Source organism: Rhodococcus sp. PAMC28707 (assembly GCF_004795915.1).
Taxonomy (GTDB): domain Bacteria; phylum Actinomycetota; class Actinomycetes; order Mycobacteriales; family Mycobacteriaceae; genus Rhodococcoides.
On sequence record NZ_CP039253.1, the window covers coordinates 3,826,084 to 3,840,324 of the forward strand.

Annotated in this window: 6 protein-coding genes; 4 read left to right on the plus strand and 2 right to left on the minus strand. The window is 64.8% G+C overall.

Features of this window, described 5'->3' with window-relative positions; all coding sequences use genetic code 11:
• Positions 1-207: 207 nt before the first annotated feature.
• The gene (locus E5720_RS17400; RefSeq protein WP_136171683.1) at positions 208-9,492 is read left to right on the plus strand and encodes a type I polyketide synthase; all 9,285 of its coding nucleotides are present in this window, start codon (positions 208-210) and stop codon (positions 9,490-9,492) included.
• Positions 9,492-9,884, plus strand: coding sequence for a holo-ACP synthase (locus E5720_RS17405; protein WP_084345069.1), 393 nt, complete (start codon positions 9,492-9,494; stop codon positions 9,882-9,884). Before E5720_RS17400 ends, E5720_RS17405 begins: the two co-directional genes overlap by 1 nt.
• 89 nt (positions 9,885-9,973) lie before the next feature.
• Here the strand turns inward: E5720_RS17405 and E5720_RS17410 are convergent, their stop codons facing one another.
• Positions 9,974-10,678, minus strand: a complete 705-nt coding sequence (locus tag E5720_RS17410; protein WP_168708373.1) for a TetR/AcrR family transcriptional regulator — start codon at positions 10,676-10,678, stop codon at positions 9,974-9,976.
• Positions 10,679-10,953: 275 nt separating this feature from the next.
• On the opposite strand from E5720_RS17410, the gene E5720_RS17415 reads away from it, so the two are divergent.
• Positions 10,954-12,312 carry a hypothetical protein gene (locus tag E5720_RS17415; RefSeq protein WP_247596024.1) on the plus strand — a complete coding sequence of 453 codons (1,359 nt, stop codon included), beginning with the start codon at positions 10,954-10,956 and terminating at the stop codon, positions 12,310-12,312.
• Between the two features lie 79 nt (positions 12,313-12,391).
• Complete coding sequence (locus E5720_RS17420) at positions 12,392-13,738, plus strand: dipeptidase (RefSeq protein ID WP_136171684.1); 1,347 nt, start codon at positions 12,392-12,394, stop codon at positions 13,736-13,738.
• On the opposite strand, the gene bcp is transcribed toward E5720_RS17420, so the two are convergent.
• A complete protein-coding gene (gene bcp, locus E5720_RS17425) occupies positions 13,727-14,200 on the minus strand; it encodes a thioredoxin-dependent thiol peroxidase (protein ID WP_136171685.1) in 474 nt (157 codons plus the stop codon). The genes E5720_RS17420 and bcp overlap by 12 nt on opposite strands.
• Positions 14,201-14,241 lie beyond the last annotated feature (41 nt).

Genomic DNA, 14,241 nt, shown 5'->3' on the forward strand with positions numbered 1-14,241 from the left:
GTCTTCAGCGGCCGTACTCGCTGGTAGCAGTTGGACGTCCAGTCAAACGTGAGGCTTTCCTCATGATTGTGTCTTAGCCTGGTGAAGCGCGGACAGAGTGATCCGGTCCCCGACGGTCCTCCTCCACGGGGCCGCTGAACCGCGCCGGCGAAGGGCCATCCACGAATACCTCGATATCCGAGGTGCTCACGAGAGGAATCTTGCAACTTGACGATCAACGAGAGCACACCATCACAGGGACAAGGCGCGAGCAGGTCGCCAAAGAGCGGTGGTGGTTCTCGTACGCTCGCAGATCGGTTCGCGGCCGGTGAGCCCTACGCGCTGGCTTTCGGCGGACAGGGTGCCCCATGGCTCAGCTCGCTCGAAGAGCTCGCCCGCGACTCGGCACTCGAGCCCGAGCTCACGGACCTGGTCAACGAGTCCGTTGCCATCCTCGCGCCCGTTGCAGACGAACTTCTCGTCGTGCGCTCGGTCGGATTCGATCCCATCGGCTGGATGCTCGAACAAGACCTGGCAGACGAAGACGACGCCGCCTCCACCTACGGTCCCTCCGAAGCCGCACTTACTTCCGCGGCCGTATCGCTTCCCGGCGTATTCCTGACCCAGGTCGCTGCACTGCGTGCGCTGAAGTTGCAAGGACTCGACCCCGCCCAGACACCACCGGTCGCCGTCATCGGGCATTCACAGGGCCTCATCGCCGCCGAGTCGGTCAAGAGTGATGGTGCCCAGGATGCACATCTCCTTGCCGTCGCACAGCTGATCGGTGCTGCCGCAGGACTGGTCGCACGTCGTAGGGGAATCATCGGAGCTGCCGATCGGGCGCCCATGGTTTCGGTCTCGAACGTGGAACCGGAACGGCTCGCGTCGATCATCGAAGAACTCGCAATCCCGGGTGCACCGGAACGTTCCGCGGTCCTCGCGATTCGCAATGGACGCCGTCGCGTCGTGCTCGCAGGCCCGCCTGCTCAGCTCGCTCGCGTGCAGGAGCGTAGCGAGCAGATCGCTGCCGAGGAAGAGCGTGAGCGCGATTCCAAGAAGCGTGGCGGTTCGGTATTCGCGCCGGTCTTCGAGCAGCTCCCCGTCGAGGTCGGCTTCCACCACCCCGCACTGGGCGATGCGGTGGAACTCGTCTCTGCATGGGCACAGCGCTGTGGCCTCGATGTCGAGATTGCGCGCACTCTCGCCCACAGCATCCTCGTCGCACCCGTGGACTGGGTCGACGCCATCGACGGCGTCGTCGATGCAGGTGCCGACTGGATCCTCGACCTCGGTCCAGGCGACCTTCTCACTCGCATGACGACTCCGGCGCTGCGCGGACAGGGCGTGGGCATCGTTGCTGCCTCCACGCGCGGTGGACACCGCAACCTGCTGACGCCGGGCGCCGCCCCCGAGGTTGCGCCGGCGTGGTCGGAATTCGCACCGAAGCCGATCACCTTGCCCAACGGTCGCGTCGTCGTCGAGACCACCTTCACCAAGCTCACCGGCCGATCACCTATCCTGCTCGCCGGCATGACCCCGACTACGGTCGACGCGAAAATCGTTGCCGCAGCGGCCAACGCAGGGCACTGGGCCGAGCTCGCCGGCGGAGGCCAGGTCACCGAGGACATCTTCACCGACCGCGTCGCCGAACTGTCGCAGCTCCTCGAGCCCGGTCGCGCGATCCAGTTCAACTCGCTCTTCCTCGACCCCTACCTGTGGAAGCTGCAGCTCGGCGGCCGCCGGATCGTGCAGCGTGCCCGAGCGGCAGGTGCCGCCATCGACGGCGTCGTCGTCACCGCAGGTATCCCTGAACTCGAAGAAGCCGTCGCCCTCATCGAGGAGCTTTCCGACGCAGGCATTTCGCACGTGTGCTTCAAGCCCGGCACCGTCGCGCAGATTCGCGCCGTCATCCGGATCGCGAACGAGGTTCCTTCCTACCCCGTCATCGTCCACATCGAGGGCGGCCGCGCAGGTGGCCACCACTCGTGGGAGGACCTCGACGACCTACTGCTCGCGACCTACGCAGAGCTGCGCGCACGCCCCAACCTGGTGATCTGCGTCGGTGGTGGAATCGGCACACCTGAGCGTGCAGCCGAATACCTCACGGGCCGTTGGTCCCTCGGCGCCGGCTACCCGAAGATGCCGCTCGATGGAATCCTCGTCGGTACCGCCGCCATGGCAACGCTCGAAGCCACGACCTCGCCCGAGGTCAAGCAGCTCCTCGTCGACACCCCGGGTACTCCGGACTGGGTCGGCGCAGGCACCGCATCCGGCGGAATGGCCTCCGGCCGTAGCCAGCTCGGCGCGGACATCCACGAGATCGACAATGCGGCCTCACGCTGCGGGCGCCTGCTCGACGAGGTCGCCGGTAACGCCGATGCGGTGGCCGAGCGTCGCGAGGAGATCATCGCTGCACTCGACGGAACCGCCAAGCCGTACTTCGGCGACGTGGAGTCGATGACGTACCAGCAGTGGCTCATTCGCTATCTCGACCTGGCCATCGGCACGGACAAGCGCAAGGATTTCGATTGCGGCGGGGAGTTCACCGACGCGGTCACCGAGGCCAACGATTCGGTATGGCTCGACGTCACCTGGCGCACCCGTTTCCTCGAGATGCTTCAGCGCACCGAAGCCCGTCTGCACCCCGTCGACCGCGGCCCGATCCCGACGCTCTTCGCCGACGTCGACACTCTCGAACGTCCGCGTGCTGCACTTCGCTCACTACTCGCTCAGTTCCCCGATGCCGGCGACGTCGTTCTGCACCCGGCGGACATCACCTTCTTCACCTCGCTCTGCAAGCTTCCGGGCAAGCCGATCAACTTCGTTCCCGTCGTCGACGGTGACGTTCGGCGCTGGTGGCGCAGTGACTCGCTGTGGCAGGCGCACGATTCGCGGTACTCCGCCGATCAGGTCTGTGTCATTCCCGGCACCGTTGCCGTCGCCGGAATCACCCGCGTCGACGAGCCGGTCGGGGACCTGCTCGATCGTTTCGAGAAGGCCACCGCCGACGAGTTGGTAGCCGAGGGCAGTGCACCGGCCCCCGCAGTGAGCCGTCGTTACGCAGGCATCGCGCCCGGTCTGCTCGGCATCGTTCTTGCTGCCCCTGACGTCGACTGGGCATCACGGATGACGCAGAACCCGGTTGCACGTCTCGGTGACACCGCGGACTGGATCGTCGAATCCGACACCGTCGCATCACACCCACAGACCGGGTCCTCTCTCACCGTGCAGGACTCGACTCACGTCGAACTGACCGTTCCGCTCGCCCCCGGCAAGGAGGTGCGCATCCGCTTGACCGTCCCCGTGTCCACGATCGACGGCGGCGCTCCCGTCGTTACTGCCGAGGATGCGCAGGCTTCGATGTCCTCGCTACTCGGAATCGCTGCGGGACAAGACCTTCCCACGGTGAAGAACGGTGTTGCACGCATCAATCTGGCGTGGATCCCTGATCTCGTGGCAGACCACGGTGGCGTCACCGGATCGGGTCTTCCCGACTCGCTGACCGTGAGCGGCAAGGCTGTTCCCGATGTGCTCGTCGGAGCTTGCTGGCCCGCCGTCTTCGCCGTCCTCGGCGCCACCCGCACAGCTGCGGGAATCGACGTCATCGAGGGCATGTTGGATCTGGTCCACCTCGACCACAGCGTCAACCTGGTAGGTGAACTGCCCACTGATGCATCGATTCTCGTTGTCAAAGCTGAGGCAGGGGAGGTGCTCGACACCGATCTCGGTCGCGTGGTCGAGGTCACTACCACCATCGGTGCGATGCTCGGGGAAGGTCTCGACGCGCCCGCTGTGGCAACTCTCGTCGAACGCTTCGCCATCCGCGGACGCACCGGCAAGGGTGAACTGTCCGATCCGGCCCCCGCTGGAGGCTCGGTCAGTGCCGACGCCAAGGACACACCACGTCGTCGTCGTCGTCAGGCCACCATCCTCGCGCCACGCAACATGGCAGCCTTCGCTCAGGTTTCGGGCGATCACAACCCGATCCACACCTCCGATGCGGCTGCGCTCCTCGCCGGTCTCGGTTCTCCGATCGTGCACGGCATGTGGCTCTCCGCCGCAGCGCAGCAGGCCGTCACCGCAATCGACTACGCGGACACCAAGACTCCGCCACGTCGCCTGACCGCGTGGACCGCCCGCTTCCTCGGGATGGTCCGCCCCGGAGCCGAAATCGACATTCGCGTCGACCGCACCGGATTCGATCAGGGTGCCGAACTCATCGAGGTGTCCTGCCGTGTCGCAGGCGAACTCGTCATGGTCGCCTCGGCTCGCACTGCGCCGCCGAAGACCGTCTATGCCTTCCCCGGACAGGGCATTCAGCGTCAGGGGATGGGTCTGGACGCACGGTCGCGCTCGAAGGCCGCCCGTGAGGTCTGGGAGCGTGCCGACAAGCACACTCGTAAGGCTCTCGGATTCTCGATCCTCGCGGTCGTCCGCGACAACCCGACCACGCTCAAAGCGCGTGGCACCGTTCACCGCCATCCTGACGGCGTCATCCACCTGACCCAGTTCACCCAGGTCGCGATGGCTGTTCTCGGTGTCGCACAGGTCGCCGAAATGCGTGAATCCGGGGTCTTCGTCGAGAACTCGATTCTCGCGGGCCACTCGGTCGGTGAGTACAACGCTCTCGCTGCTGTCGCCGGTGTGCTCCCACTCGAAGCAGTCCTCGAGGTCGTCTTCCAGCGTGGATCGGCCATGCATGCGCTCGTTCCGCGTGACGCATCCGGTCGAAGCGACTACCGCATGGCAGCCATCCGGCCGTCGCAGATGGGTGTCGCCGACACCGAAGTGCACGCCTTCGTCGCCGGTGTCGCCGAGGCTTCCGGTGAGTTCCTCGAGATCGTGAACCTGAACCTGCGTGGATCGCAGTACGCCATTGCCGGCACGGTTGCCGGCCTGGCCGCACTGGAGAAGGAGATCGACGTCCGCGTCGCCGAATTCGGCGGCAAGCGCGCCTTCATCGTCGTGCCCGGCATCGATGTGCCGTTCCACTCCACCGTGCTGCGTGGGGGAGTCGACGACTTCCGCACCCGGCTCGAAACGTTGCTGCCTGCTGATCTCGACCCGGAGATCCTGCTCGGACGCTACGTGCCAAACCTGGTGCCCAGGCCGTTCTCGCTCGAGCGTTCGTTCATTCAGGAAATCGCGGACCTCGTTCCTTCCGAGCCTCTGAACAACGTCCTCGCCGACTTCGATGCCTGGGCCGCACGCCCGCATGATCTGTGCCGCGTCGTGCTGACGGAACTGCTGGCATGGCAGTTCGCCAGCCCGGTCCGTTGGATCGAGACACAGGACCTGCTGTTCGCCGAAGAGGTAGACGGCGGACTCGGTGTGGAGCGTTTCGTGGAAATCGGTCTCGGCGCAACGCCGACGGTCGCCAACCTGGCTTCGCAGACATTGAAATTGCCGGGCCGCTTCGGATTCCCGGTCGAGGTGCTCAACCTCGAACGTGAGGCCGCGATCGTCTACGGCACCGACACCGATCCAGCGCCGGTGGAGGAAGAGGAGTCCGCTCCGGTCGAGACTGCTTCTGCACCTGCCGCTTCCGCTGCGCCTGCTCCCGCAGCCGCACCGTCGGCGCCATCCGGTGGTCCGCGGCCGGACGACATCTCTTTCAGTGCTTCGGACGCAACCAAGATCCTCATCGGACTGTGGACCAAACTGCAACTCGATCAGATCGGACCTGCCGACACCATCGAGGCACTGTGCGACGGCGTCTCCTCGCGTCGTAACCAGTTGCTCGTCGACCTCGGTTCCGAGCTTTCACTCGGTGCGATCGACGGCGCAGCCGATGCCGACATGGGCGCGCTCTCCGGCACGGTCAACAAGCTTGCCCGTACCTACAAGCCCTTCGGCCCGGTACTGAGCGATTCCATCAACGACCACCTCCGCAAGGTCTTCGGACCCTCGGGGCGGCGTCCGGCATCCATCGCCGATCGCGTCAAGAAGGTGTGGGAACTGGGCGACGGCTGGGCGCATCACGTCACTGCCGAGGTCGCTCTCGGAACCCGCGACGGCTCCTCGGTCCGCGGCGGCGCACTCGGCGGTCTGGCCGACGGTGCACTCGCCGACGGCACTGCCGTCGACAACGTCATCGACTCGGCCGTGGCCGCTGTCGCCGCTCGCCGCGGTGTTGCGGTCTCGCTGCCGCAGACCGGCGGCGGAAGCGGCGGAACCGTCGATGCGGCTGCGCTCGGTGAGTTCACCGAGCACATCACCGGACGCGACGGGGTTCTGGCTTCGGCTGCGCGTCTCGTTCTCGAGCAGCTCGGCTTCGCCGATGCTCCGAACTCCCTGGCTGTCGACAATCCGGACGCCGCGTTGGTGGATCTGGTAGCCGCGGAACTGGGTTCGGACTGGCCACGACTCGTTGCCCCGGCATTCGATGAGCGCAAGGCCGTTCTGGTCGACGATCGTTGGGCAACGGCGCGTGAGGACCTGGCCCGGTTGTGGCTCGGTACCGCAGGCGACATTGCCGTCGAAAGCTTCGCCGGATCGGGCAAAGCCGTTGCAGCTCAGGCTCAGTGGTGGAAGTCGAAGGCGCAGGCCGAACGCAAGACCACGCTGGCCGAGTTCTACGGCCGGATCGCGGACATCGCACAGTCTTCCGAGGACAAGGGCGAATGGTCCGACGAGGTTGCCGTCGTCACCGGTGGTAGCAAGGGGTCGATCGCCGCGTCGATCGCCGCCAAGCTGCTCGGGGGCGGTGCAACGGTCTTCATCACCACTTCCAAGCTCAACGACGAGCGACTGAAGTTCTACCGCGAGCTCTACCGGGCGAATGCTCGCGCCGGTGCAGCACTGTGGGTCGTTCCGGCCAACATCGCCTCCTACACCGACGTCGATGCGCTCATCGAGTGGATCGGCTCCGATCAGGTCGACAATGCGGGCGGGGCAAAGACTCTCGTCAAGGCAGGCGTCACACCCACCATGCTGTTCCCGTTCGCGGCTCCTCGCGTCGTCGGCGAACTGTCCGACGCCGGCGCCCGCGCCGAGATGGAGATGCGGGTTCTGCTCTGGTCGGTCGAGCGTCTCATCGGTGGACTGTCGAAGATCGGCTACGACAACGACATCGACACCCACCTGCACGTCGTACTGCCAGGTTCACCGAACCGCGGCATGTTCGGCGGTGACGGTGCCTACGGTGAATCGAAGGCAGCCCTCGACGCCATCGCCACCAAGTGGGGCTCGGAGAAGAACTGGGCCGAGCGTGTTTCCATTGCCCACGCGCACATCGGGTGGGTTCGCGGAACCGGACTCATGGGCGGCAACGATCCGATCGTCGAGGCCGTCGAGGCCGAAGGCGTGCGGACGTGGTCGACGAGTGAGATGGCAACCGAACTGCTGAAGCTGTGCGAGCCTGCTGCTCGCCGCCAGGCCACGCAAGCGCCTCTGCTTGCCGACCTGACCGGTGGACTGGCGAACACGAAGCTCGATCTCGTCGAGCTTTCCCGTGCCGCAGCCGACGCGGCCGGCGAGAAGGTAGAGGAAGTGCTCGACAGCTCGGTGATTGCGGCTCTGCCTGCACCGCCGCGTTTGTCCACCTCGACAACTGCTCCGGCATGGCCTGTGCTCGATGTCGATCCGAAGGACCTGATCGTCATCGTCGGCGCCGGCGAGCTCGGACCTTACGGAAGTGCGCGTACGCGTTTCGAGATGGAGGTCGACGAGGAGCTCTCCGCCGCAGGCGTTCTCGAACTCGCTTGGAACACCGGCCTGATCACGTGGGAGAACGATCCCAAGCCGGGCTGGTACGACATCGAATCCGGTGACCTCGTGCCCGAGGCCGAGATCGCCGACAAGTACCACGACATCGTCGTCGAGAAGTGCGGTATCCGCACCTACGTCGACGACGGCGCCATGGTCGGCAACACTGCGCCGCTCATGACCTCGATCTTCCTCGACAACGACCTGACCTTCGTGGTCGGCACCGAGGTCGACGCACGTTCGTTCGCGGCGGCCGATCCCGAGCACACCGTCATCGCACCGGTACCGGAGTCCGGTGACTGGCAGGTCACTCGCAAGGCCGGAACCGAGATTCGCGTGCCGCGCAAGATGAAGCTCACCCGCACCGTCGGTGGGCAGATTCCGACCGGCTTCGATCCGACCAAGTGGGGCATCTCGCCGGACATGGCGAGCTCCATCGACCGCGTCGCACTGTGGAACATCGTGACCACCGTCGACGCGTTCATCTCCTCGGGCTTCAACCCGTCGGAACTGATGCGCTGGGTGCATCCCACACTGGTCGCCAACACGCAAGGCACCGGCATGGGCGGCATGGAATCCATGCGCTCGCTCTACATCGACACCTTGCTCGGCGACGCTCGTGCGAACGACATCCTGCAGGAGGCACTGCCGAACGTCGTTGCAGCGCACGTGGTTCAGTCGTACATCGGTAGCTACGGCGCGATGGTTCACCCCGTTGCAGCGTGTGCAACCGCCGCCGTCTCCGTCGAGGAAGGCGTCGACAAGATCAAGCTGGGCAAGGCGCAACTCGTCGTCGCCGGTGGTTTCGACGACCTGAGCACCGAAGGCATCATCGGCTTCGGTGACATGTCCGCGACCGCCGATTCGGCTGCCATGTCTGCCAAGGGAATCAGCGATCGTCGATTCTCCCGGGCCAACGACCGTAGGCGCGGTGGATTCGTCGAGTCGCAAGGCGGCGGAACGGTTCTGCTCGCTCGCGGTGACCTGGCGCTGGAAATGGGACTTCCGGTCCTCGGTGTCGTTGCGTACGCACAGTCGTTCGGCGACGGCGTGCACACCTCCATCCCGGCTCCGGGACTCGGTGCGCTCAGTGCCGGTCGTGGGGGCAAGGATTCGTCCTTCGCCTTGTCACTCAACGCACTCGGCGTCAGCGCCGACGATGTGGCCGTGATCTCCAAGCACGACACCTCGACTGCCGCGAACGACCCGAACGAGGCCGAACTGCACACCCGCCTGGCCAAGGCGATCGGACGCACCGACGGAGCACCACTGTTCGTCGTCTCGCAGAAGAGCCTGACCGGCCACTCGAAGGGTGGAGCCGCAGCATTCCAGCTGATCGGCCTCTGCCAGGTGCTCAGCAATGGAGTGATCCCGCCGAACCGCAGCCTCGATTGCGTCGACGACAAGATGACCGAGTTCGAACACCTCGTGTGGGCCCGTGAGCCGCTGCGCTTCGGTGACTCCGTACCACTGAAGGCAGGACTACTGACCAGCCTCGGCTTCGGTCACGTGTCCGGTCTCATCGCCGTGGTTCACCCGCAGGCCTTCCTCGAGGCCGTGCCTGCAGAGCGTCGCGCCGACTACATTGCTCGTGCCAACGAACGACGCATCGCCGGTCAGCGCAGGCTGATCTCCGCGATGGTCGGAGGTGACGCCCTGTACGAACGGCCCGAAGACCGAAGACTCGGACATGACGGGACGCCGGCAAAGGCGTCGCGCGAACTCGAAGCCGACATGCTGCTCACCGAGGCAGCACGCCTCGGCGACGACGATGTCTACCGCTCGGGTCTGCCGGGGTGCAAGTAATGGCTATTCTCGGAGTAGGTTTCGACCTGGTGACCGTGTCCGACTTCGCCGAGCAGATGGACAAGGCCGGCACGACCATGATCCGCGACAGCTTCACCGCGGGGGAGCGTCGGCACTCGGCAACGAAGAGTTCCGACCCGGCTCGCCATTACGCAGCACGGTGGGCCGCGAAGGAGGCCGTTCTCAAGGCATGGGCAACTTCACGTTTCGCCAGGCCACCGCAGATCGGTGACAACCCGTACCCGCTCATCGAGGTCGTCAACGACGCCTGGGGCCGACCGTCGATCAAGCTGCACGGGATGGCTCTCGAGTTTCTGCCGACTGTCAAGATTCATCTGTCCCTGACTCACGACGGCGATATCGCTGCAGCCGTGGCGATCTTGGAAGAATAGTTTTGTAGACACACGACGCCGGTCCGCTCGCTACGAGTGGGCCGGCGTTCGTGGTTTCTGCGGTCGCCCCGGAGGGGCCGAGCGCAGATCTACTCGGCGGAGGCGCCCGAACGCCTGCTGTCCCTTTCGGCGCCGAGAAGGTACGCGGTCATGATGCGTTTGAGCTCGGCGACGGCGTCCTCATGGCTCTGCCCGTCCTGAACGGAAAAGTTCAGCATCGAGTACACGATGTGGACGAGGACCTGGGCCATCAGGTTGCGTCGCACTCTCGGTGTTCGCGGAGTGAGGGGGCCGAGCATGCGGGCGACCTGGTCTGCGAATTCGCGTTCGTGGATGACTCCGGTGGCGCGCGTGGACGGAGTGGACTGCATGGCGAGCCACACCTCCCGACGTGAGGGATCGGACATCCACATATTGGCCATGTGGTCGACGAATTTGTTGAGGAATCGAAGCCAATCCAAGGACGGCACCTCGCCGTTGAAGTCGGCCAGTTCTTGCTGAACGCCGACGACGTCCTGACGGTTGAGCTCGCACACGATCACGTATTTGTTGGCGAAGAACTGGTAGAGGGTGCCGATCGGTAGCTCGGCGCGAGCGGCAACTTCCTCGCAGGTGAACGATTCGAATCCGGCGTCGCTCAGCACGTCTCGTGATGCGGCAAGCAATGCGTCGAACTTGCGTTGGCTGCGTTCTTGGGTAGGACGCCGCCGCGGCATCAGCTCCTGTGTCTCTACCGTCGATTCGAGCGCTGCGTCTATTCGTCTCGCAGCCTGGGCGCTAGCAGAGGACTCCACGCCCCCCAGGCTAGCGGCCCTGGGGCCTTCTACTCCACTACGCGGAGTTACAGACACCGAGTGGCGACTCTCGACCGGTGAAACCTCGCTCCGCCTCACTGTGACGCTTTGCATAGCCAACCACTACCGCAGAATGTAAGTTGCTTTCTAGCCAATAAAACCATCTTTAGGTATGGTTCGAGTATCAGTTTCATCGTCGTGAAGGGTGACGTCGCCGATTTCGTCTCGGAGACGCTCATGTCGGGAGCCTCACCCTTAGGCACAGGAGTATTTACGTGGCCACTATTGGTCTTTCCATCGAGTCGGGTGCCCTGCACGCCGTCCTTTTCGATGGGGTCGAAGATTCGGTAGCGGCAAGCCAGGTCACCGCGCTGGACGACGGAGTTGCAGCATCGCTGACCGCTGCCATCGGGAGCATGCGTAAGCTTGCTGCGGCCGCCGAAATAGCGGTGGACGGCATCGGAGTGGTGTATCGCTCGGATGAAGAGCGTGCCCTGTTCGAGTCGGCGATCGCGGAGGCAGGCGTCGGTTCGGTGTCGATGATCTCCGCATCGTCTGCGTTGCTGGGGTGGCTGGCGAGATCGCCCGAGTTCACCTCCGCCGAGCGAGTCCTTCTCTATTACATGGGCCCGTCGGGAGTATCGATCTCGCTTGCCGACGCGGCGAAAGAAACCCTGTCGCCCGCCAAGACGATGGCAATCGATTCGCCGACCCCCGAGCGGATCGGCGGCACGGTGGCACTGGCGTGGGAGGTTCTCGACGAGGCCGGTACTCAAGCCGACTCTGTCGCGCTGTTCGGAGACCTCTCTGGCAACAGAGATGTGGTCGACATCCTTACCCTCGGGCTCGGTGTGCCGGTGCTTCGAGTCGGCGACGCCAACCTGATCGCCGCCAGTGGTGCGGGACTGCTCGCGGTGAGGGACGTGGTTCCAGAGGTGGCGATGGACTTGGACGACGACAGTGCCGCCGATGATGCTGTCGGCCCGGTGCCGGACGCCGAAGACGAGTCCGAGACGGTACCGGCGGTAGCACCTGCCGCTCCTGCGTTGGTAACGTCACAGCCTCCCGTCGTGGCAGCGGAGGTGCACCAGCCGCGGGTGCGCCGTTCCATGCCCCGCAAAAAGCTTGTGCTCGCCGGAGCTTTGCTGGTGGGAATCCTGTCCGGTGGAGTTGCGCTGGCATCCACGTTGCCTGCGGATTCGCCGAAGAGTCAAACTCCCACGGAGATGGCGAAACCGAGGTCGACGGCAATCGATACCGACTTGGGTACGAGCGAAAGTGTCGCGGCCCAGCCGCCGGCGCTGACGCTGGAACCAGCGCCACCGCCGCCCGCACCTCCCGCTCAGTGGGCGCCGGAACCGGTGTTCTTGCCTGCGCCCGTAGTCGAGAATTGGACCGTCGATCCAACGACCGGTGTCGCGAGGCCGCCGGAAACCTTCACCCCGATACCGGCCCAGTCGATCCCCCCGGCAGCCGCTGTAGTGCCGGGAAGTGTGGTGGCGCCTCCGGAGTTCGCCGTCCCGGTCATCATTCCCGAGCCAGGGAAATCCCAGGAACAGCTCGAACAGGAGGCGTGGGACCGGCACTGGCAGCACACTGCGCAGTGGGTCGAACAGGAGATCCACGAAAACTGACGCTCTGCCCGACCTCCCTGCACGATGACACAATGATCGGCAAGGGTAGAGACGGCCGGTAAGAGTGTCAGGAGTGACGATGTCGAATGTTCGATCGGCGATTTCCGCAGACATGCCGCGGGCTCAGCGGGAACTACGAGAGTTGGTGGCGTTCCGATCGGTTCACGACGAACGTCAGTATCCGCGTGAAGAGTGTGTGGCGGCGGCCAACTGGGTTCGCAGCGCATTCCTGGACGCCGGAATGGACTCGGTGGAGCTGATCGAGACCAAAGACGATTCGCTGGCTGTCGTGGGCCACCGGCCTGCGCCTGCAGGTGCGCCGACAGTGCTGCTGTATTCGCACTACGACGTCCAACCGCCGGGGAACCGATCATTGTGGGACAGCGAGCCGTTCGAACTCACCGAGTCTCGAGGCCGCTGGTTCGGCCGCGGCGCAGCAGACTGCAAGGGCAACGTCGTCATGCATCTGCTGGCGCTGCGCGCACTCGGCGACGACCTCGCCGTCGGAGTCACCGTGGTTTCGGAAGGTTCGGAAGAGATGGGCACCGGCGGACTCGAAGCACTCGTGCAGGCGAGGCCCGAACTGTTCGAATCCGACGTCATCATCATCGCCGACACCGGCAATGCTGCCGTGGGTCGACCGACCGTGACGACGACATTGCGCGGAATCGCCAATGTTGTTGTCCGAGTGGACACATTGAGCGGCGAAGTCCACTCCGGAATGTACGGCGGCCCAGCCCCCGACGCCCTCGCTGCACTGATCCAGTTGCTGTCCACACTGCGAGACGAGCACGGCAATACCGTCGTGGACGGGTTGGACACGAGCCAGGTGTGGGACGGCATCGACTATCCAGCGGATCGGTTTCGCGCTGACGCAGGGGTCCTGGACGGGGTGGACCTTGCCGGCTCGGCCTCGGTTGCCGACGCCGTGTGGGCCCGCCCAGCGCTCACGGTCCTGGGAATCGACTGCCCGCCCGTCGTCGGTTCGGCGGCCGCAATTTCGCCGACGGCGTCCGCACGCCTCAATCTGAGGGTGCCGCCCGGTATCGATCCACAGACCGCTCAGGATGCACTCGAGGCGCATCTACGGGCGCACGTGCCGTGGAGTGCGCGCGTGAGTATCGAGCGCGAGGCCATCGGGTCGCCGTTCCGAGCGCGAACCGACGGCCCCGGCTACGCAGCTCTCAGCGACGCGATGAAGGAAGCATTCGGCACGGAGGTGTCCTCAGCAGGGCAAGGCGGCTCGATCCCGCTGTGCAACGTTCTCGCACAGACGTTCCCGAAGGCCGAGATCGTGCTCATGGGCGTCGAAGAACCGCTGTGCCGCATCCATGCGCCCAACGAAAGTGTCGACCCAAGGGAAATCGAGAACATCGCCGTCGCCGAAGCCCTGTTTCTGCAGAAGCTGGGACGGTCAGACCGATAGGTCTCGGCGGAGCTTCGCAACATGTCCGGTAGCGCGGACGTTGTACTGCGCTACCTCGATCTTGCCTGCCTCGTCGACGAGGAATGTCGAACGAATGACGCCCTGCACCGTCTTGCCGTACATCTTCTTCTCGCCGAAAGCGCCCCACGCCAGAAGTGTCGACTTCTCCGGGTCTGAGAGCAACGGGAAGTTCAAGCCCTCCGCCTCGCGGAACTTCGCGAGCTTCTCCGGCTTGTCGGGGGAGATGCCGATGACCTCGAGGCCTGCACCATTGAGTTCGGCCAGACTGTCGCGGAAATCGCACGCCTGCTTGGTGCAGCCAGGCGTACTGGCAGCGGGGTAGAAATAGACGACGACCTTCTTGCCCGCGTAATCGGACAATGAGACGTCGTTTCCGTCTGCATCGGGCAAAGTGAAGGCCGGTGCAGTATCGCCGGGCTCGAGCTTCTTGTTGTCGGTCACAGGAGAAGAGTATCCAAATTCAACAGTGCTCTACGCTCGAC